Annotated in this window: 20 protein-coding genes; 7 read left to right on the top strand and 13 right to left on the bottom strand. The window is 72.2% G+C overall.

Going from position 1 to position 18,575, the window contains the following annotated elements:
- From Q392_RS32030 to Q392_RS17415, 3 genes are all read right to left on the bottom strand, one after another.
- A partial coding sequence (locus Q392_RS32030) for a helix-turn-helix domain-containing protein (RefSeq protein WP_157008041.1) occupies positions 1-232 on the bottom strand: 232 nt, incomplete at its 3' end.
- Between the two features lie 155 nt (positions 233-387).
- Entirely contained in the window at positions 388-1,827 is a 1,440-nt protein-coding gene (locus Q392_RS17420; RefSeq protein ID WP_038210465.1) for a DHA2 family efflux MFS transporter permease subunit, read from the bottom strand.
- Positions 1,824-2,273, bottom strand: coding sequence for a VOC family protein (locus tag Q392_RS17415; RefSeq protein ID WP_038210461.1), 450 nt, complete (start codon positions 2,271-2,273; stop codon positions 1,824-1,826). Before Q392_RS17415 ends, Q392_RS17420 begins: the two co-directional genes overlap by 4 nt.
- Positions 2,274-2,422: 149 nt before the next feature.
- Here Q392_RS17415 and Q392_RS17410 point away from each other — a divergent pair, with 149 nt between their 5' ends.
- Both Q392_RS17410 and Q392_RS31375 read left to right on the top strand, forming a co-directional pair.
- Complete coding sequence (locus tag Q392_RS17410; protein WP_084217143.1) at positions 2,423-3,658, top strand: DUF3734 domain-containing protein; 1,236 nt, start codon at positions 2,423-2,425, stop codon at positions 3,656-3,658.
- Positions 3,659-3,708: 50 nt separating this feature from the next.
- A complete protein-coding gene (locus Q392_RS31375) occupies positions 3,709-4,353 on the top strand; it encodes a CHRD domain-containing protein (RefSeq protein ID WP_169748312.1) in 645 nt (214 codons plus the stop codon).
- Here Q392_RS31375 and Q392_RS17400 read toward each other — a convergent pair.
- Together Q392_RS17400 and Q392_RS17395 are read right to left on the bottom strand one after the other, a co-directional pair.
- Positions 4,337-5,497, bottom strand: coding sequence for an aromatic ring-hydroxylating oxygenase subunit alpha (locus Q392_RS17400; RefSeq protein WP_038210458.1), 1,161 nt, complete (start codon positions 5,495-5,497; stop codon positions 4,337-4,339). The genes Q392_RS31375 and Q392_RS17400 overlap by 17 nt on opposite strands.
- Positions 5,498-5,599: 102 nt before the next feature.
- The gene (locus tag Q392_RS17395) at positions 5,600-6,544 is read right to left on the bottom strand and encodes a bifunctional helix-turn-helix transcriptional regulator/GNAT family N-acetyltransferase (protein ID WP_038210456.1); all 945 of its coding nucleotides are present in this window, start codon (positions 6,542-6,544) and stop codon (positions 5,600-5,602) included.
- Positions 6,545-6,682: 138 nt separating this feature from the next.
- Between Q392_RS17395 and Q392_RS17390 the strand changes: the two genes are divergently transcribed.
- Positions 6,683-9,070, top strand: coding sequence for a YgiQ family radical SAM protein (locus Q392_RS17390; protein ID WP_038210480.1), 2,388 nt, complete (start codon positions 6,683-6,685; stop codon positions 9,068-9,070).
- A gap of 10 nt (positions 9,071-9,080) precedes the next feature.
- Here Q392_RS17390 and Q392_RS17385 read toward each other — a convergent pair whose 3' ends face one another.
- Positions 9,081-9,749 (bottom strand): cold shock and DUF1294 domain-containing protein, encoded by a 669-nt coding sequence (locus Q392_RS17385; RefSeq protein WP_038210452.1) that lies wholly within the window; start codon positions 9,747-9,749, stop codon positions 9,081-9,083.
- A gap of 191 nt (positions 9,750-9,940) precedes the next feature.
- On the opposite strand from Q392_RS17385, the gene Q392_RS17380 reads away from it, so the two are divergent.
- The gene (locus tag Q392_RS17380) at positions 9,941-10,663 is read left to right on the top strand and encodes a hemerythrin domain-containing protein (protein ID WP_038210479.1); all 723 of its coding nucleotides are present in this window, start codon (positions 9,941-9,943) and stop codon (positions 10,661-10,663) included.
- Positions 10,664-10,672: 9 nt separating this feature from the next.
- Here Q392_RS17380 and Q392_RS17375 read toward each other — a convergent pair whose 3' ends face one another.
- The 6 genes from Q392_RS17375 to Q392_RS17350 form a co-directional block, all read right to left on the bottom strand.
- The gene (locus Q392_RS17375; protein ID WP_038210450.1) at positions 10,673-12,028 is read right to left on the bottom strand and encodes a GAF domain-containing protein; all 1,356 of its coding nucleotides are present in this window, start codon (positions 12,026-12,028) and stop codon (positions 10,673-10,675) included.
- The gene (locus Q392_RS17370; protein ID WP_038210449.1) at positions 12,025-12,525 is read right to left on the bottom strand and encodes a hypothetical protein; all 501 of its coding nucleotides are present in this window, start codon (positions 12,523-12,525) and stop codon (positions 12,025-12,027) included. Before Q392_RS17370 ends, Q392_RS17375 begins: the two co-directional genes overlap by 4 nt.
- Positions 12,526-12,613: 88 nt before the next feature.
- The gene (locus Q392_RS17365; protein ID WP_038210447.1) at positions 12,614-13,138 is read right to left on the bottom strand and encodes a universal stress protein; all 525 of its coding nucleotides are present in this window, start codon (positions 13,136-13,138) and stop codon (positions 12,614-12,616) included.
- 88 nt (positions 13,139-13,226) lie between these two features.
- Positions 13,227-14,126: a CoA transferase gene (locus Q392_RS17360; RefSeq protein WP_051953627.1), complete on the bottom strand. Its 900-nt coding sequence runs from the start codon at positions 14,124-14,126 to the stop codon at positions 13,227-13,229.
- A gap of 7 nt (positions 14,127-14,133) precedes the next feature.
- A complete protein-coding gene (locus Q392_RS17355) occupies positions 14,134-14,523 on the bottom strand; it encodes a DUF488 domain-containing protein (RefSeq protein ID WP_038210446.1) in 390 nt (129 codons plus the stop codon).
- A gap of 19 nt (positions 14,524-14,542) precedes the next feature.
- Positions 14,543-15,226: a nitroreductase gene (locus Q392_RS17350; protein ID WP_038210444.1), complete on the bottom strand. Its 684-nt coding sequence runs from the start codon at positions 15,224-15,226 to the stop codon at positions 14,543-14,545.
- Positions 15,227-15,380: 154 nt separating this feature from the next.
- Here Q392_RS17350 and Q392_RS17345 point away from each other — a divergent pair, with 154 nt between their 5' ends.
- The 3 genes from Q392_RS17345 to Q392_RS17335 are packed head-to-tail and all read left to right on the top strand — an operon-like array spanning position 15,381 to position 17,849.
- Positions 15,381-16,193: a creatininase family protein gene (locus tag Q392_RS17345; protein ID WP_038210443.1), complete on the top strand. Its 813-nt coding sequence runs from the start codon at positions 15,381-15,383 to the stop codon at positions 16,191-16,193.
- Positions 16,194-16,203: 10 nt separating this feature from the next.
- Positions 16,204-17,394: an amidohydrolase family protein gene (locus Q392_RS17340; RefSeq protein WP_038210441.1), complete on the top strand. Its 1,191-nt coding sequence runs from the start codon at positions 16,204-16,206 to the stop codon at positions 17,392-17,394.
- On the top strand, positions 17,391-17,849 hold the full coding sequence (locus tag Q392_RS17335; RefSeq protein ID WP_038210439.1) for a RidA family protein: 459 nt from the start codon (positions 17,391-17,393) through the stop codon (positions 17,847-17,849). The genes Q392_RS17340 and Q392_RS17335 overlap by 4 nt, the downstream gene beginning before the upstream one ends.
- Before the next feature lie 3 nt (positions 17,850-17,852).
- On the opposite strand, the gene Q392_RS17330 is transcribed toward Q392_RS17335, so the two are convergent.
- A complete protein-coding gene (locus Q392_RS17330; RefSeq protein ID WP_051953614.1) occupies positions 17,853-18,563 on the bottom strand; it encodes a TetR family transcriptional regulator C-terminal domain-containing protein in 711 nt (236 codons plus the stop codon).
- Positions 18,564-18,575: the final 12 nt, after the last annotated feature.

The raw sequence follows: 18,575 nt of genomic DNA, 5'->3' as shown, positions 1-18,575 counted from the left end.
GCTTGCGAGACCTGGATGCTTCGCTCTTGAGCCAGGCCGAGAGCTTCTCGGCATAGGGGTCAAGCTTGCTCGGACTCACACGCTTGGCATAGCGCGGCTCGGCCGCCTCCGCGCGCAGATACTTCTTGATGGTATTGCGAGACAGGCCCGTGCGCCGGGCTATCTCGCGGATGGACAGTTGCTCGCGCAAGGCCCAACGTCTGATGACACTCAGTGTCGCCACGTCAATCACTCCTATTGCTCCTGCCACCAAAAGCAGCAGGTTAGGGTTCTTACGTGGGTCAGATTTGGATGGAAATTACCGGGCCAAGTGGGTCAGTTCTGGATGGAAATCAACATCTTCGGTGATCAGGAAGCTGGGGGACATGCGGGGGGAGGAGGAGCGATTCAGTGAGCGGCCAGCGCCTGTGCGCCGGGCTGCAGCCGGGTGCGCAGCAGCATACCGCTCAGCAGCGCGGCGACGGCCGTGAACACCGCGCCGACGAGGAAGGCCCACTGGTAGCCGCCGTTGAGCGCCTGCACCGGGTCCGCGCCCGCCGCGCCCAGCGCCGCCGTGCGCGCCGAGGCCAGGCTCGCCAGCACCGCGAGCCCCAGCGCGCCGCCGAGCATGAACGAGGTGTTGACCACGCCCGAGGCCAACCCCGCATCGGACGGCGCCACGTCGCTCATTGCCGCCAGCAGCATCGGGTTGAAGGCGATGCCCGCGCCGACGCCCAGCAGCAGCATGCCGGGCAGCACGTCCAGCATGAAGCTGCCGCCGGCCGGCGCGTGCGCGAACAGCGCCAGGCCCGCCACCGCCAGCGCCAGCCCGGCCGCCAGCGGCCGGCGGACGCCGAAGCGCATCACCAGCTTCGCCGAGACCCCCAGCGACAGCGCCGCCATGATGATGTTGGCCGGCAGGAAGCCCAGGCCCACCTGCATCGGCGTGTAGCCCAGCACCAGCTGCATGTACAGCGCCGAGAGGAAGAACCAGGCGAACATGCCGGCCGACCACAGCACGCCCGTGACGTTGGACACCGCCACGTTGCGCAGCCTGAACAGCGCGAGCGGCACCAGCGGATGCGCCACGCGCGATTCGATGGCGAGGAACAGAAGCATCAGCGCCGCCGCCGCGCCCAGCAGCGCGAGCGTGCGCGGCGAGGTCCATCCGGCCTCGTTGCCGCCCACCACGGCATACACCGCCAGCATCAGCGACAGGGTGACGGTGACAGCCCCCGCCACGTCCAGCCGCGCGTCGGCCGCGGCCGCGCGCGAGGCCGGCAGCAGTGCCGCGCCGAAGGCGTACACCGCCAGGCCGATCGGCAGGTTGACCAGGAAGACCCAGTGCCAGCTCAGCTGGCTGGTGAGCATGCCGCCCAGCAGCACGCCCACGCTGCCGCCGCCGGCGCAGACGAAGCCGTACACGCCCATCGCCCTGGCGCGCTCGCCCGGCTCGGTGAAGAGGTTCATGATCAGCGAGAGCGCGACCGCCGAGACCACCGCGCCGCCCAGGCCCTGCACGGCGCGCGCGGCCACCAGCACCGCCTGCGAGGCCGCCACGCCGCAGGCCAGCGAGGCCGCGGTGAACAGCACCAGCCCGGCGAGGAACAGGCGCCGGTGCCCGTACAGGTCGCCCAGCCGTCCGCCCAGCAGCAGGAAGCCGCCGAAGGTCAGCATGTAGGCGTTGACCACCCACACCAGCGCGGTCTCGGAAAAGCCCAGGTCGGTGCGGATGGAGGGCAGGGCGACGTTCACGATCGTCGTGTCGAGCACGATCATCAATTCGCCCAGGCACAGCACGACCAGCGCCAGCCAGCGGCGGCGCGCGTCGGGGGCGGCGGCCGTCATGCCGGCGGGTTGCCCGTGTCGGTGATCACCATCCAGTTCATGCCGAACCGGTCGGCCACCATGCCGAAGGCCGAGGAGAAGAAGGTCTTGACCAGCGGCTGCTGCACCTGGCCGCCGTCGGCCAGCGCGTCGAAGGCGCGTTTCGTCTCGGCGTCCGTCGGGTACGAGAGCGACAGCGCCATGCCCTTGAACTCGGCCTTGCCGGAGTTCATGCCGTCGGAGGCCATGATGCGCTGGCCGCCCACGAGGAAGCTGGCGTGCATCACCTTGTCCATGTCGGCGGGCGCCGGGGCGCAGCCGCCGGCGTCGCTGTTCGCGCCCTCCGGGTCGGGCGGCGCGTCCTTGAAGCGCATCAGCATCTCGACCTGCGCGCCGAGGGCCTTCTTGTAGAACTCGATGGCCTCTTCCGTGCGGCCTTCGAAGAAGAGATAGGGCTGGATCTGCATGGGGGCTCCTGGGTGGGAAAAAGAGAGGAGGGAAAAGCGGCAGCAACACTGCGCGATCGCATTTTGTGTACGCCGTCCACAAACAATAGCAGGATCGCTGGACGCTGTCCACATTGGAATCCTTCCGGCCGGCCGTGTCCAATGGGCGCATGAGCTCGACCCGCAGAACTTCACCGCGCCCGCCGGCGCGTGCGTCCTCGTCTTCCCTGGCGTCCCGGCCGCAGCCCGCGGCCGCCTCGCCGGCCGACGCGACGGCCTCCGCCGTCAAGGCGCTGGTGCTGCAGGGCGGCGGCGCGCTCGGCGCCTACCAGGCGGGGGTGTACGAGGCGCTGTTCGAGCAGCACAAAGACCTGGACTGGGTCGCCGGCGTCTCCATCGGCGCCATCAACGCCGCGCTGATCGCCGGCAACCCGCCGGCGCGGCGCGTCGAGCGGCTGCGCGAGTTCTGGCGCCTGGTGTCCTCCGGCGCCGGCCAGATGCTGCCGGGCTGGGCGGGCGAGCGCACCTGGCTGAACCAGTTCAGCGCCGCCTCGGCGATGGTGGCCGGCATCCCCGGCTTCTTCGAGCCGCGCATGACGCCGGCCCTGTTCCTCGGCCCCGCGGCGCCGGTGCTCAGCTACTACGACACCGCGCCGCTGAAGGCCACGCTGGAGCGGCTGGTGGACTTCGACCGCATCAACCATCAGCGCGGCATGCGCTTCTCGGTCGGCGCGGTGAACGTGCGCACCGGCAACTCGGTGTACTTCGACAACGGCAGCGTGGCGATCCGGCCCGAGCACATCATGGCCAGCGGCGCGCTGCCGCCGGGCTTTCCGCCGGTGCACATCGACGGCGAGGACTACTGGGACGGCGGCCTCGTCTCCAACACGCCGCTGCAATACGTGCTGGACGAGCACCTGCGCACGCGGCGCCTGCTGGTGCTTCAGGTGGACCTGTTCAGCGCCCGCGGCACCCTGCCGCGCACGCTGGGCGACGTGGCGATGCGGCAGAAGGACATCCAGTACTCCAGCCGCACCCGCATGAACACCGACGCGCTGGCGGCCAACGTCAACCTGCAGCAGGCGCTGGCCGCGCTGCTGGACCGCCTGCCGCTGCACCTGCGCGACGAACCCGAGGTCGCCGCCCTGTGCGGGCATCTGCGCAGCGAGCCGATCGACATCGTGCACCTGATCTACCGCCACAAGCCCTACGAGCTGGAGTCCAAGGACTACGAGTTCTCCCGCATCACGGTGGAAGACCACTGGCAGGCCGGCATGCACGACATGTGCCGCACGCTGGACCACCCCGAATGGCTGCGGCCCCACGCGCAGGCCGGCGGCGTGACCACCTACGACCTGGCCGAGCCGGGCGCGGCGCGGGTGCGCCACCCCGGCGCGCCGGGCTGAAGCTGCTTCGGGTGGACGATGCGGGGCGCGGCGGTGATAAGGTTGCGGCCATGAGCGCCCAACCGTCCTCCCTCCGTTCGTCGTTCGTGTCGCCTGCCACCCGCCGCGGCGCGGGCCTTGCCGCCCTGGCGGCGATGGTGCTGGCCGGCTGTACCTCGGTCTCGCTGGACGAGCCGCCCTCCGCGCGGCAGCCCTACCCGCCGTCTCCGCAGACGCCGTACCCGGCGCCGCCGCCGGTGCAGACCATCCCGGCCGTGCCGCCGCCGGTGCAGGCCACGCCGGTGCCACCGCCCCCGCCGGTGACGTCGGCGCCCGCGCCGGTGCGCGAGCCGCAGCTGGCCGCCTTCAGCACCCGCCTGGACGGCCGCAACGAGGTGCCGCCGGTCTACAGCATGGGCACCGGCACGGTCGACGCGGTGCTGGACCGCGACACCGGCCTGTTCCGCTTCCGCATCGGCTATTCCAACCTCAGCGGGCCGATCACCACGGCGCACTTCCACGGGCCGGCGGACGTGGGCGCCAACGCGGCGCCGGTGATCACGCTCAACCCGCCGTTCCCCAACCCCTACGAGGGCCGCATCCAGCTCACGCCGGTGCAGGCGGGCGACCTGCTGGCCGGACGCTGGTACCTGAACCTGCACACCGCGCAGAACCCGGGCGGGGAACTGCGCGGCCAGCTCATCGAGCGCCGCTAGGCGCCCCGGCCGTGCACAGCGCTTCCAGTTGCGCATGGAAGCGCGGCGCGGCGAACTCGAAGCGGCCGAAGCGCAGCGCCTCGTTGGCGCCGCTGGCCAGCCCGGCCTGGATCGATTCCGCGAGCGCGTAGTCCTCGGCCAGCGTGCGCCGGTACAGCGCGACATTGCGTTCCCAGTGGCGCAGCGCCTTGTCGCCGGCCGGCGCCTCGGGCAGCAGCGTCAGCTCGTGCACCGCCGTGCGGTCGGGGGCGATCGGCTCCCAGTGGCTCAACTGGGCATGGTCGCCCTGCACCAGGATCGCCGTGCCGGGAAAGAAGAAGTAGATGAGGTTGCCGTGCTCGCGCGGCCGGAAGTCCGCCGGCGCCGGCGCGGTGCGTGTGTCCAGGCCGGCCTTGACCAGGTACAGGCGCCGGTTCGGGCCGAACTCGTCGATCACCTGCTGGTTGTCCGCGAACATCGAGGCGATGGTGTCGCGGTGCGCGGTCTTGAAGTGGTACGCCTCGAAGGCACCGTCGACCAGCAGCTTCCAGTTGCAGCGCAGTTCGAGCCGCCGCGGCGCGAAGGGCACGTGCATGCCGAAGCCCATCGCGTCCAGTTCGGCGGCCAGCGGGCCGAGCTGCGCGCGCAGGTCGTGGCCCGCGCAGTCCGGGTCGGGTAGCACCCACACGACGCCGGCCGCCTCGGCCACGGCCAGCGGGCGCAGGCCGGCGGCGCCCATGTCCAGGCCGGGAAAGCCGTCGCGCTGCGGCAGGCCGCGCAGCGTGCCGTCGCTGCCGTAGGTCCAGGCGTGGTAGGGGCAGGCGAACCGCCTTGCGCCGCGGCCCTGGCCGTCCGGCACGACCTGCGCGCCGCGATGGCGGCACACGTTCAGGAAGGCGCGCAGCACGCCGTCGTCGCCGCGCACCGCGAGCAGGGGGGCGCCCAGGCGATGCGCCGCCACGTGGTCGCCGGCCTGCGCCAGGTCGGCGGCCGCGGCGATCGGCACCGGATGGCGGCGCAGCGTCCGCAGTTCGCGGGCGAAGCGGTCGGCGTCCAGGTAGTGGCGCACGGGGATCTCGGCGTCGTGCGCGGCCATCTCGGGCCGGCCGGCGGCGAGCGAGCGCAATGCGCGCGCCAGGATGGCGGAGGCGGTCGCCGGGTCCATCGTCAGGGCCGGCGGCGGCCGGCAGGGGAAGGGCAGTGCATCGGCCGACCTTAGGCGCCGGCGCGCGCGGCGGGCAAGCCGGGAAGACACCGAGCCCGGCCGCTACAGCCGCAGCGACCAGGTCTCGCCGACCAGCCTCTGCCCGTAGCCCTCGTAGGGCTCCGACTTGTCGAGCACGAAGCCGCGCCGGGAATAGATCGCCCGCGCGGCGGTGAGGTTGCTGTTGGTCCACAGCACCATCCGGCGGTAGCCCTTGCCGCGGGCGAAGGCGATGGCCTCGTCCGTCAGCCGCGCGCCCAGGCCCAGGCCGCGCGCCTCGGGCGAGAGGATCAGCATGCGCAGCTGCGCCACCGTGGCCGACTTGCGCACCACGAAGATCGCACCCACCCGCCGGCCGTCCAGTTCGGCGATCCAGCACTTCTCCCACTGCGGCTGGAACTTGCGCACGAACTGCGCGGCGATGTCGGCCACCAGCGCCTCGAATTCCGTGTTCCAGCCGTACTCGCGCCAGTACAGCTCGCCGTGCAGTTGCACGACCCAGCCGATGTCGCCCGGCACCGGGTCGCGCAGGACCACGGTGCGCGTCGGGGCGGGCGCGGGCACGCCCTCGGCGCCGAGCAGCGACTCGATGCGCTCCATCGATGCCACCAGTTCCTGGCGCTGGCCGGGGGCCAGGCCGGCGAGCAACGCGGCCGCCTCGTCGCGGGACTTCTGCTGCAGCGGCGCGAAGGCAGCGTGGCCGGCTTCCGTCAGCGCCAGCAGGCTCTGCCGAGCGTCCTTCGGGCTGGGCGTGCGCAGCAGCCAGCCGGCCGCCTCGAAGCGCTTGAGGATGCGGCTGAGGTAGCCGCCGTCCAGCCCCAGCTCGCGCTGCAGCACGGTCGCCGTCAGGCCTTCGCGGTGCGCCAGCTCGTACAGCACCCGCACGTCCGTCAGCGAGAGATCGCTGGCCAGGTACGGGTCCAGCACGCCGATGCGGCGGGTGAAGAAGCGGTTGAAGCGGCGCAGCGCCTTGACCTGCGTAGCATCGATTTCGTTTGCCATAGTCATCTAAATAAATTGACAAAGGCAAATATATGGCCTGGCCGGACAGTGTGGTGAATGCCTTGCAAGGGCGACAGGAAGGCGCCGGACTTCTACAATCGCCCGTTGCCTGCGCCGGACGCCGGGCTGCCCCACACGCCCCGCATGAACGCCCCCGTCGACGTCTCCTTCTTCGCGCGCGCCGCGAAGCCGATCACCAGCTACCGCAGGTACTGGGCGCATCGCTTCGGCACGGCGAAGTTCCTGCCGACCTCGCGCGAGGAGATGGCGCAGCTTGGCTGGGACAGCTGCGACATCGTCATCGTCAGCGGCGACGCCTACGTGGACCACCCCAGCTTCGGCATGGCCGTGATCGGCCGCGTGCTGGAGGCGCAGGGCTTTCGCGTGGGCATCATCGCGCAGCCCGACTGGACCAGCGCCGAGCCCTTCAAGGCACTGGGCCGGCCCAACCTGTTCTGGGGCGTGACGGCCGGCAACATGGATTCGATGATCAACCGGTACACCGCCGACCGGAAGATCCGCAGCGACGACGCCTACACGCCCGGCGACGCCGGCGGCGCCCGGCCCGACCGCGCCGCCATCGTCTACAGCCAGCGCTGCCGCGAGGCCTTCCCCGACGTGCCGATCGTGCTCGGCGGCATCGAGGGCAGCCTGCGCCGCATCGCCCACTACGACTACTGGAGCGACAAGGTTCGCCGCTCCATCGTGCTCGACAGCAAGTGCGACCTGCTGCTGTACGGCAACGCCGAGCGCGCCATCGTCGAGGTGGCGCACCGCATCGCCGCCAGGGAGCCGGTGCACCGCATCACCGACGTGCGCGGCACCGCCTTCGTGCGCCGCCAGGGCGACGATTCGGCCCGAGGCTGGTTCGAGATCGATTCCACCGAGGTGGACCAGCCCGGCCGCGTGGACGCGCACGTCAACCCCTACCTGATGGTCTCGGAGCAGGCGAAGGCGCAGGGCCAGAGTTGCGCGCGCGAGGACGAGGCGCAGGCTGCCGCCGACGCGGCCAATGCCCGACAGACCGTTCAGGCTGAGCCTGCCGAAGCCCGGAGCGGCGCTTCGACAGGCTCAGCGAGAACGGTTGCGGGCGCGCAGCCCATCCATTTCATCGCCAACCCGGCCGTGCGCCTGAAGGCCCCGCCGCGCGAGCGCACCGTGATCCGCCTGCCCAGCTACGAGCAGGTGAGAGCCGACCCGGTGCTCTACGCCCATGCCAATCGCGTGCTGCACCTGGAGACCAACCCCGGCAACGCCCGCGCACTGGTGCAGGCGCACGGCGAGGGCGCCACGGCGCGCGACGTGTGGATCAACCCGCCGCCCATTCCGCTCACCACCGCCGAGATGGATCACGTGTTCGACCTGCCGTATGCGCGCAGCCCGCATCCGCGCTACGCCGACGAGCACGGCCGCCACGACGGTGCCACCAAGATTCCGGCCTGGGAGATGATCCGCTTCAGCGTGAACATCATGCGCGGCTGCTTCGGCGGCTGCACCTTCTGCTCCATCACCGAGCACGAGGGCCGCATCATCCAGAGCCGCAGCGAGGAATCGATCATCCGCGAGGTCGAGGAGATCCGCGACAAGGTCGAGGGCTTCACCGGCATCGTCTCCGACCTGGGCGGCCCGACGGCCAACATGTACCGGCTGGGCTGCAAGTCGCCCGAGATCGAGGCCGCCTGCCGCAAGCCCAGCTGCGTGTATCCCGGCATCTGCCAGAACCTGCACACCGACCACGGCCCGCTCATCAGGATCTACCGCCGCGCGCGGGGCCTGAAGGGCATCAAGAAGATCCTGATCGGCTCGGGCCTGCGCTACGACCTGGCGGTGAAGTCGCCCGAGTACGTGAAGGAGCTGGTGCAGCACCACGTGGGCGGCTACCTGAAGATCGCGCCGGAGCACACCGAGCAGGGCCCGCTCGCGAAGATGATGAAGCCGGGCATCGGCAGCTACGACCGCTTCAAGCGCATGTTCGAGCAGGCGAGTGCCGAGGTGGGCAAGAAGCAGTACCTGATCCCGTACTTCATCGCCGCGCACCCCGGCACGCGCGACGAGGACATGATGAACCTGGCGGTCTGGCTCAAGCGCAACGGCTTCCGCGCCGACCAGGTGCAGACCTTCTACCCGAGCCCCATGGCCACCGCCACGGCGATGTACCACTCCGGCCGCAACACGCTGACCAAGGTGCGGCGCGAGATGCGCGACGTGGAGGAGGAATCGGTGGACGTGGTGCGCGGCGAGAAGCGCCGCCGGCTGCACAAGGCCTTCCTGCGCTATCACGACCCGAACAACTGGCCGCTGCTGCGCGAGGCGCTGAAAAGCATGGGCCGGGCCGACCTGATCGGCAACGGCAAGCAGCACCTCATCCCGAGCTTCCAGCCGGCCACGGACGGCGGCTACCAGAGCGCGCGGCGCAAGAACTCCACGCCGGCGCCGCGCAAGGGCACGCTGCTCACGCAGCACACCGGCCTGCCGCCGCGAGAGACGGGCAGCGGCCCCGGCAAGCCGCGGGCGGCGCGCAGGAAGCCCTGAATCCCGACGGTCAGTGCAGGGCCGCGAAGCGGCTCGCGCCCCAGAAGACCCAGCCGGCGCTGAGCGCCAGGTTGACCAGCACCGTGGCGGCATACGCCTGCTGGAAGGACGCCTTGCTCGACTTGTGCCGGAACATCCCCTGCGCCAGCCGGGCGCCCGGCCAGCCGCCCAGCAGCGAGAGCAGGTGCAGCGTGCTTTCGCGCGTGCGCCGGGTGTTGCTCTGCGCGGCGGCCTTGTCGGCCATGTAGACGGCAAGGGTCACGAGGTTGAGGGCCAGCAGCGCCCCGGCCGCCCACGAAGGCAGCCGGCCCATCGCGATGCCCGTTGCCAGCACCGCCGTCCAGGCCGGCAGGGCCAGCCAGATCCACGCCTGCCCGCCGGAGGCGGCCGGCCGCCGCGCGTTGTTGCGGGCCTGGTTTCGCGCCGAAGCGGCCGGGCGAGCCGCCCGCGCCGGGGCAGGGCGGGCTGCGGTGCCCGATGCCGGCACCACCGCCATGCCGCGTGGTCCCTTGCCGCCCACGTGGATCTCCTCGTAGCGCACCCGGGCGCCGGGCTGCGGCGGATGCGACCCCTGCCAGTCGCGCACGTGGAAGAAGACCTCCGCGCCGCCGCCGTCGCCGCGGATGAAGCCGAAGGCGCGCGCGGCGTCCCAGCGGTGGATGGTGCCTGTCCTGGTCATGGCGGATGTGGATGTCCTCGCGTCCCTCTTCAGCGGCGGATTCTCGCCGTGCCGCGCGCTTAAGAAGTTCTTAGCAAGCCGTTAAGCAATTCTTAGCGGCGCGGCGCGGGGGCGCTTCCTAGACTGCCTCCAGCAGCACGCAAGGCATGTCGCCCCACGCACGGATGCTGCCTTTTTCCGAACCATCCACCATGCACATCGCTCCCCAGGAACTGCAGGCCGTGGCCTGCGCGCAAGCGGCCGCCGCGCCGCGCTTCGATCTCTATGCCGGCATCCACAAGGCCATCCGGGCCATGATGGCCGACACCCTGCTCACCCTCGGCCGCATGGACCCGGAAGATGCGCTGGAGCTGGCCGAGGGCACGCAGAAGCTGCAGCAGTTGCTGGACTTCTGCCGGGGCCACCTGCAGCACGAGAACGAGTTCGTCCACGCCGCCATCGAGGCGCGCGCCGCCGGCGCCAGCGAGGCCATCGCGCACGAGCATGCGCAGCACGAAGCGGAGATCGCCCGCCTGGCGGCGCTGGCCACGGGCCTGCTGCACTGCCCGCAGGAAGCGCGCGCCGCGGGTGCGCTGGCGCTGTACCGGCAGGTCTCGCTCTTCATCGCCCACAACTTCGAGCACATGCACGTCGAGGAGACGGCGCACAACGCCGTGCTGTGGGCCCGCTACACCGATGCGGAGCTGGTCGCCATCCACGACGCGCTGGTGGCCTCGATCCCGCCGGAGGAGATGATGTTCACCCTGCGCTGGCTGGTGCCCTTCATGAACCCGGCCGAGCGCGCAGCCATGCTGCGCGACATGCGGGCCCATGCGCCGGTGCCGGCCTTCGCCGCCGCGCTGGAGGTGGTGCGCCCGCACCTGGCCGGGCGCGAATGGGACAAGCTGGCCGCGGCGCTGGCGCTGCCGGGCTGAACAACGCCGCTACGCGCCCTCGCTCAGCGCGACCGGCCGCGCGAGGCACAGCCGGAAGCGCCCGCGCCCGGTCTTCTCCAGCCGGATCTGCGGGCACTGCTCCAGCAGCCGGCGCTGCAGCAGCACGAGGCGCGCCTCCAGGTTGTCGGCCACCTCGGGCAGGCGCAGCGACGGGTCCAGCCGCAGCTCGCGGTTGCTGAAGTCGGTGCGGCCGTCGCCGGTGTATTCGCGCAGCAGCTTCCAGAGGATGGCGCCGGCCACGCCCTTGATGAGGTACCGGCCGTCGATGAAGACGCTGTCGTTGGCGGCGTAGCGGCGCACGGCCAGCGGCGCTCCGCCGGCGGCCGGCGGGCAGGTGCCCGGGAGCGGGGCGGCTGCGTCCTCGGGCACGGGCTCGTCCGCCGCCTGCAGCAGGTCCATCGCCGCGCCCAGGTGGCCGGCGATGGCGGCCAGCGCGTCCTCGTCCTCGAAATTGAAGGCCATGTCGCACTCGCTCTCGGCGAACAGCACGCCCAGCAGCCGCCCGGCCGAGACGATGGGCAGCGCCACCTGGCTGCGCGGCGCCGGCAGGCCGGGGAAGGGGATCTCCGTCTCCAGCGCCAGCTCGGGCGCGCTGGCGCGGATGCTGCTGCGCACCGCATGGCTGTAGCTGGCGGCGTTGGTCATGTGGCCGATGCGCACGGCGGCGCGCTCGCGTGCGGCCACGCCGATCACGCCGTGGCCGAGCGGGATCTCCGAGCCCACGCCGGAAGTCGCGTAGCCGGTGCTGGCCAGCGTGTAGAGGCGCTGCGCCGTGGCGTCGTGCACCAGCACCATGGCGTGGCGCACGCCGAGGTGGTCGGTCAGCACCGAGAGGGCGGCGCGCAGCAGCTCGTCGGTGCCGGTGCACTGCGCGAAGCGCTCGGCCGCGCGGCGCACGGCGGCCAGCAGCCCGGTGCGCGCCGGCGGGGGCGGCAGCCGCCGGCCGGCGACCGGCTCCACCTGTTCGACGCGGTACACGTCGGCGCCGAGCAGGCGGAACACCGCGGCCATGCCGGCGTGCGAGGCGATGCCGGCCAGCTGCGCCTTCATGCCCTCGAACAGCGGGCCCTCGGTCTCGGTGCGCAGGTAGCGCAGGTGCAGGCGGTGGAAGCCCGAGGTGCCCGGGTCCGTCAGCAGCACGGTGGCGCGCGGGTTGGCCAGGATGTTCTGGCGCGTCTTGTTGAAGAACTGGAAGGACAGCGCGACGTGCTGCGCATCGACGTAGTAGACCTGCGAGAGGTAGGCGACGTTGGGCGTGCCGTCGGCGGCGCAGGTGGCCATCATGGCCGGGATGGCGCCCTCGAAGCAGGCGCGCAGGGCGGTGACGCCGGCGTCGTCGTTCATGCGGTCCCGGCCGGCAGCGCGGCGCCCGCGCGCGGGCCGGGGGTCTGGTCGAAGGCCTGCCCGGGCGCGAACTCGACGGCCACCAGGTCGTCCAGCGCGAAGTCCAGCATGGCGTGCACGAAGCGCGCCTCGAAGCCGACGGCGGCGATCTCCTCCACCATCGAGGCGCGGTAGCGGGTCAGGTGCGGCAGGTCGTCCTCGCTGGCCGGCCGCAGCGCGGCGCCGTCGGCCTTGAGCTGCACGGTGCGGTGGCTCAGCGGCTGGCTGAACACGACGGCCACCTGGCCGGTGGCGGCGATGTCCTGCAGGAGCTGGCGCGACTGGCTGCGGCACAGGTAGGCCGTGACGTGGCGGCCGTCGGCCCGGATGGCGGTGCCGACCGCGCGCATCAGGCTCGGCTGCCCGGCGGCGTCGCGCGAGGCGACGATGGCCGACACGCCCTTGTCGATCAGGGCGATGTGCTCGGGGGCGAGCAGGGGCGCGGCGTCGGCGGGCATTGGCGCGCAGAATTGTGAACTAACGTCAACAGCGCTGCCGATCCCGCGAAGGAGATAGGCCGCCGGCGCGCGGCGGCGGTGCCCGGGCCTACTCGATCTTCAGCGCGGCGGTGGGCAGGCTCACGCGGATGGTGCGCCTTTCCTCCTGCTCGGGCGCGGCCGCCTCTTCCGGCGCGCGGATCAGCAGCACCGGCACGGTGGCCGCGCGCACGATGGTCTCGGCGCTGCTGCCCAGCAGCATGCGGCCCACGCCGCGGCGGCCGTGGGTGCCGATCACCAGCAGCTCGGCCGGCCAGGCCTGCGCCTCGTGCAGCACGACGTCGGTGACGGGGGCGCCGATGTTGTCGTGCAGCGCGGTGTCGCAGGCGACGCCGGCCGCCTTGGCGGTGGCGGCGGCCTCGTCCAGCACCTTCTGGCCGGCGTCGCGCAACTGCTCGGTCCAGCCCTCGATGGGGCCGGCGTAGCCGCCCATGCCGGCCGCCAGCGACAGCTCGTCGACGACGTGGATCAGGCGCAGCTGCCCGCCGGTGAGCTTCGCCAGGCGGACCGCTTCGTCCAGGCCCTTGCGCGAGGTGGCGCTGCCGTCGATGGGGACCAGGATGCGTTGGTACATGGAAGGCTCCTTGTGGTGGTTCGATGCTGCCGAGTGTGGGCCGATTGCACGCTGGTGGTTTGATGTGGCTCAAAAACCCGTGTCGCGGTCATTGCGGCGCTGGCTCGGGCGGGAGCGTGTGCAGCGGGATGTCGCGCTCCGCCGCGAGCGCGTCGAGCTCGGCCCGCGTGCGGCCGGCGATCCACGCGGCCACGCCGCGGTGCGCGGCGGGCGCGCCCAGGTCGGCCGTGTCCAGGCCGGCCGCCTCGGCCAGGCGCCGGGCGAAGTGCGGCTCCAGCGCGGCCACCGCCACGCGGCCGTCGGCGCAGGGGTAGACGCGGTAGCCGGCATGCGCGCCGCCCACGGCGCCGTCGGGCGTGGTCAGGCCCCAGGTGCGCGGCAGCGCCAGCCACTCGGCCGCGCCGTGCAGGGCCACCTCGACGCACGTGCCGGCGCCGTGGGTGCGCAGGTGCAGCACGGCCTGCAGCACCGCCTCGGCGGCCATCAGGGCGCCGGCCATGTCGGCGAACAGCGTGGGCGGCAGCGTGGTGCCCGCCACCAGCCCGGCATCGGCCAGGTAGGTGAGGTCGTGGCCGGGCTCCTCGGCGCGCGCGCCGGCCGCGCCGACGATGGCGACCTGCGCCAGCCGCGGGTGGCGTTCGTGCAGGACCTCCCAGTTCAGGCCCAGCTTGCGCAGCGCGGAGGGGCGGAAGGAGGTGAGCAGCACGTCGGTGCGGGCCAGTTCCTCGCGCAGGGCGGCCTGCGCGGGCGCGGTCTTGAGGTCGGCCTCGCGCACCTCGATGCCCTGGTGCAGGTCGGCGTAGGCGCGGGGCTGGTACAGGCGCATCGGGTCGCCCGAGGGCGGCTCCAGCTTGAGGCAGTGCGCGCCCATGGCGCGGCAGCGCAGCAGGGCGGCGGGGCCCGGGAGGTTGAGCGCGAGGCTGAGCACGCGCACGCCGGCCAGCGGGGCGAGGGAGGGGGAGGGGGAGGGGGTCGATGTCACCGGCAGCACTTTCTCAATCCACGATGTCGGCGCCGCGCTCGGCCAGCAGCTCGCGCAGGACGGAGCGGTGGCAGTGCGCCTCGTTCTCGCAGTAGCAGCCCACCGACAGCGCGCTGCGGTGCGACAGGGCCGCCAGCAGGTCCAGGCTGTGGCTGGCGTGCGCTTCGTTCATCTCGCTGCGGTAGCGGCGCTGGAAGGCCTTCCACTCGGCGGGCGTCTGCGCGGCCTGCGCCTGCTTCACCGTCTCGGCGGAGGGCGCCAGCTCGGGAAACCACACGTCGTACCAGTCGCCGCTGGCGAACTCGCTCTTGGGCACCCCGCGCGGCGGGCGCCGCACGGTGCCGATGCGCAGCCCTTCGCCTTCGGCGCGCGGGCTGCCCAGGCGCACGATGCGCAGGCTCATGTCTCGGTCTCCTCGGGTCTCAGTCGTGAAAGCGCAGCCACTCGTCCAGCGGGGCGCGCTCGCTGCGCAGCCGGTTGACGGGGTGCTCCGGGTCGCGCCGGCCGATGGCCATGCCGCAGAAGATCATGCGCTCGTCGGGCCAGCCGAGGAAGCGGCCGACCGTCTGCGGGTGGAAGGCCCAGCATTCCTGCGCGCAGCTGTCCAGGCCGCGTTCGCGCAGCAGCAGCATCACGGTCTGCAGGAACATGCCCAGGTCGGACCACTGCGGCGGCCCCATGCGCCGGTCGACCGAGCACATGAGCGCCAGCGGCGCGCCGAAGAAGGCGAAGTTGTTGGCGAACCAGCGCCGGCGGGCGGGCTTGTCCTCGCGCGGGATGCCCAGGAGCGCGTACATGTCCTCGCCGACGCGGAAGCGCCGCTCGCGCCAGGGCGAGGGCAACTGCGGCGGGTACACGTCGTAGGCCGGCGTCTCGGGCTCGGCATTGGGGGCCAGGCGTGCCTGCATGAGCGCCTTGAAGCGCGCCAGCGTGCCGCCGGCCAGCACGTCGACGTGCCAGGGCTGGAGGTTGCCGCCGCTGGGCGCGCGGGCGGCGTCCTCCAGCACCTGGCGGATGATGTCGGGCGGAACCGGGTCGGGCAGGAAGGCGCGTACCGACAGGCGGCTTTGCACGGCCTCGCGGACGGTGGATGCGGCGGCGGTCATGGCCTGCCACTGTAGCGGCGCCCGCCGGGCGGGGCCGTGCCCGTGCAGGCGCCGCCAAAGCCCACCGGCCCCACTCGGGTGTGGGTTGTCCCGCTCCCCCTTTCTTGACCGATTGGATAAATTTCGATCTTCTCCACCCCACACGCCCGATCCCATGAAACTGCGCACACGCTACTGGTCCGACCTGACGAGCGAGGAGTTTTCGCGGCTCGACCGGGAGCGCCTCATCGCCGTGCTGCCCGTGGGGGCCACCGAGCAGCACGGGCCGCACCTGCCCATGTCCACCGACACCGTGACCATCGACGCGATGGTGCGGGCCTGCCTGCCTTATCTCCCCGGCGAGCTGCCCGTGCTCTTCCTGCCCACCGTGCCCTACGGCAAGAGCAACGAGCATTCGCGCTATCCGGGCACGCTGACGGTCTCGGCCAGCACGCTGATCGCGCTGTGGATGGAGATCGGCGCCTGCGTGGCCCGCGCCGGCGTGCGCAAGCTGGTGCTCTACAACAGCCACGGCGGCCAGATGGCGCCGATGGACATCGTCGCGCGCGACCTGCGCGAGGCGCACGGCATGATGGTGGTGGCGGCCAACTGGTACACGCTGGGCCTGCCGCAGGGCATGTTCACCGAGGAGGAGGGCCGCCACGGCATCCACGCGGGCGATCTCGAATCCTCGATCATGATGCACGTCGCCCCCGACGACGTGCAGCACGGCCAGTTGCGAAACTTCCACTCGATGACACAGGACCTCGCGGCGGAGAACAGCTTCCTCTCGATCACGCCCAGCGGCAAGCTTGGCTGGCAGATGCACGACATCAACCCCTGGGGGGCGGCCGGCGATGCCTCGCGCGCCACGGCGCAGAAGGGCGCGGCGGTGCTCGACCACGTGGGGCGGCGCTTCGTGCAACTGCTGCAGGAAGTCGACCGCTTTCCGCTCGCGCGGCTGGCCAACGAGCCCGCGTGGCGCTGAGCCCCTGCGCGTGGAACTGACCGCCCTGCACATCCCCCGCGCGCTGCGCGCCTTCGACGCGGGCGGTGTCGAGGTCTTCGACGTGGCGCTGCAAGGTGGCCGCGTCGCCGCGATCCGGCCCAGCGCGCAGCCCGCGCGCGGCCTGCTCCTGAGCGCACCCGTCGAGGCGCACGCGCACATCGACAAGAACTACACCGTGGAGGAAACCGGCGGCGCGCAGGGCGACCTGTTCAGCGCCATCCGGCGCATGGAGGCGCATCGCGCAAGCTGGAGCGGCGCCACCCTGCGGCCGCGCATGGAGCGCGCGCTGCAGGAGGCGTGGGCCTTCGGCACCCGCGCGCTGCGCACCCACCTGGACTGGGGCGGCGCCGCGCCGCCGGCCTCGCTGGCCGTGCTGGAGGCGCTGCGCGAGGCCTGGCGCGGGCGGATCGAGCTGCAGTTCGTCGCGCTCACGCCGCTGGACGTGTACGCCGACGAGGCGGCCGGTGCGCGGATCGCGCGCGAGGTGCGGCGCGCCGGGGGCGTGCTCGGCGCCTTCGTCTACCGCAACGCCGACCTGGCAGCCAGGCTGCGGCGCGTGTTCGCGCTGGCGGCGCAGCACGGGCTGGCGCTCGACTTCCACGTCGACGAGGGTCTGGACCGGGACGCGCAGGGCCTCGCCCTGATCGCGCAGATGACGCTGGAGCACGGCATGCAGGGCCGCGTGGTCTGCGGCCATGCCTGCTCGCTGTCGGTCCAGCCCGACGACGAGGCCGAAGCCACGCTGGCGCTGTGCGCCCGCGCCGGCCTGCACCTGGTGGCGCTGCCCAGCACCAACCTCTACCTCCAGGGCGCCTGGGAGCGCACGCCCGTGCCGCGCGGCATCACCCGGCTGCGCGAGGCGCGCGCGGCCGGCGTCGGCACGAGCCTGGCCACCGACAACGTGCAGGATGCCTTCTATCCCTACGGCGGCTACGACCTGCTCGACGCCTTCGGCCTGGGCGTGCAGGCCGCACACCTGGCGCCCGCGCTGGACTGGATCGACACCATCACCGCCAACCCCGCGCGTGCCCTGGGCCTGGCCTGGGACGGCCGCCTGCACGAAGGCTGCCCCGCCGACCTGCTGTGCTTGGCCGCGCGCAGCGAATACGAACTCATCGGCCCGCACGGCCGCGCCCGGCGGGTGATCCGCGCCGGACGCCTTCTGGAGATGCCCGCATGAACACCGGAACCCCCATGGCCAGGTACGCCGCCGCGAAGCGCGTGGGCGACTTCGTCTTCATGAGCGGCGTGGTCGCCACCAATCCGGCCACGCGCCGCGCCGTCGCGCACTACGACGAACTGCCCGAGCACGCGCGCACGGCCCTGCAGGGCCTGGGCTACGTCACGGGCCAGATGTCGGTGGACGTGTTCGAGGCGGCCATCGTGGCGCAGAGCTGGTTCGTTCTGGAGCGCATCCGCCAGCTCGCGGCGGAGCATGGCGGGACCATGGACGACGTGGTGAAGCTGGTGCAGTACTTCCGCCACCTGCGCGACTACGCGCCCTACAACCGCGTGCGCGGCCTGTTCTATCCGGGCGAGCCGCCGGTCAGCACGGTGGTCGAGGTGTCGCGCTTCCTGCCCGGCGACGAGGTGCTGGTCGAGGTCGAGGCGACGATGTACCTGCCGCGGCGCTGAGGCTCAGGCCGGCGCGCCGGGCGGTGCGGCCTCGATGCCCGCCGCGCGGAAGATGTGCAGCGTCGCCTCGTCGATGAGGCGCTGGCGCCCCTCGGCGCTGTCCAGCTCGCCCGGCAGGAACAGGTGCACCTGGGCGGCCTGGTCCGCGTAGAACTGCGTGATCGCCCAGATGTGGAAGAGAAAGAGCAGCGGGTCCACCGGCGCCATCAGGCCGGCCTGGATCCAGTTGCGGATCACGGAGTCGGCCTGCCACGTGCGGCGGCCGCTGCCGCCCATGAGCGGCAGCGCCACCGGGCCGCCGCGCATCATCTCGGCCGTGAAGATGCGCGAGCGCAGCGGCTCCTCGAAGGAGAACACCATCTTGCGGCGGATGTAGTCGCCCAGCACCTTGCGTGGGCCCAGCGCCTCGTCGCCGTAGCCGAAGACCGCCACCCAGTCGTCCAGGATGTCCTGGATCACCTCGCGGTAGAGCGCGTCCTTGGTCTCGATGTAGTAGTGCAGCTGCGCCTTCGAGAGGCCGGCGCGGTCGGCGATGGCCTGCGTCGTCGCGCCCGCCGGGCCCTCGCTGGCGAAGACCTCGATGGCGGCGGCGTGGATCTGCGCCATCACCTGCGCGTACTTGCGCGAGCGGCCGCGCTGCTGCAGCGCCTCGCTGCCCGGCGCAGGCGCGTGCAGTTCCTCGGGCGAGTGACGGTGCGGCTTCGCGTTGGCCATCCGCGGCATTGT

It is taken from the genome of Xenophilus azovorans DSM 13620 (assembly GCF_000745855.1).
Taxonomy (GTDB): domain Bacteria; phylum Pseudomonadota; class Gammaproteobacteria; order Burkholderiales; family Burkholderiaceae_C; genus Xenophilus; species Xenophilus azovorans.
The sequence above is the reverse complement of the archived record's forward strand: the minus strand, read 5'-3'. Positions and strand labels throughout refer to the sequence as shown.

Excerpts from the sequence above, each read along its gene's own strand:
- Q392_RS17420 (WP_038210465.1), bottom strand. The coding sequence starts at position 1,827 with ATGACGGCCGCCGCCCCCGACGCGCGCCGCCGCTGGCTGGCGCTGGTC.
- Q392_RS17415 (WP_038210461.1), bottom strand. The coding sequence starts at position 2,273 with ATGCAGATCCAGCCCTATCTCTTCTTCGAAGGCCGCACGGAAGAGGCC.
- Q392_RS17410 (WP_084217143.1), top strand. The coding sequence starts at position 2,423 with ATGAGCTCGACCCGCAGAACTTCACCGCGCCCGCCGGCGCGTGCGTCC.
- Q392_RS31375 (WP_169748312.1), top strand. The coding sequence starts at position 3,709 with ATGAGCGCCCAACCGTCCTCCCTCCGTTCGTCGTTCGTGTCGCCTGCC.
- Q392_RS17400 (WP_038210458.1), bottom strand. The coding sequence starts at position 5,497 with ATGGACCCGGCGACCGCCTCCGCCATCCTGGCGCGCGCATTGCGCTCG.
- Q392_RS17395 (WP_038210456.1), bottom strand. The coding sequence starts at position 6,544 with ATGACTATGGCAAACGAAATCGATGCTACGCAGGTCAAGGCGCTGCGC.
- Q392_RS17390 (WP_038210480.1), top strand. The coding sequence starts at position 6,683 with ATGAACGCCCCCGTCGACGTCTCCTTCTTCGCGCGCGCCGCGAAGCCG.
- Q392_RS17385 (WP_038210452.1), bottom strand. The coding sequence starts at position 9,749 with ATGACCAGGACAGGCACCATCCACCGCTGGGACGCCGCGCGCGCCTTC.
- Q392_RS17380 (WP_038210479.1), top strand. The coding sequence starts at position 9,941 with ATGCACATCGCTCCCCAGGAACTGCAGGCCGTGGCCTGCGCGCAAGCG.
- Q392_RS17375 (WP_038210450.1), bottom strand. The coding sequence starts at position 12,028 with ATGAACGACGACGCCGGCGTCACCGCCCTGCGCGCCTGCTTCGAGGGC.
- Q392_RS17370 (WP_038210449.1), bottom strand. The coding sequence starts at position 12,525 with ATGCCCGCCGACGCCGCGCCCCTGCTCGCCCCCGAGCACATCGCCCTG.
- Q392_RS17365 (WP_038210447.1), bottom strand. The coding sequence starts at position 13,138 with ATGTACCAACGCATCCTGGTCCCCATCGACGGCAGCGCCACCTCGCGC.
- Q392_RS17355 (WP_038210446.1), bottom strand. The coding sequence starts at position 14,523 with ATGAGCCTGCGCATCGTGCGCCTGGGCAGCCCGCGCGCCGAAGGCGAA.
- Q392_RS17350 (WP_038210444.1), bottom strand. The coding sequence starts at position 15,226 with ATGACCGCCGCCGCATCCACCGTCCGCGAGGCCGTGCAAAGCCGCCTG.
- Q392_RS17345 (WP_038210443.1), top strand. The coding sequence starts at position 15,381 with ATGAAACTGCGCACACGCTACTGGTCCGACCTGACGAGCGAGGAGTTT.
- Q392_RS17335 (WP_038210439.1), top strand. The coding sequence starts at position 17,391 with ATGAACACCGGAACCCCCATGGCCAGGTACGCCGCCGCGAAGCGCGTG.
- Q392_RS17330 (WP_051953614.1), bottom strand. The coding sequence starts at position 18,563 with ATGGCCAACGCGAAGCCGCACCGTCACTCGCCCGAGGAACTGCACGCG.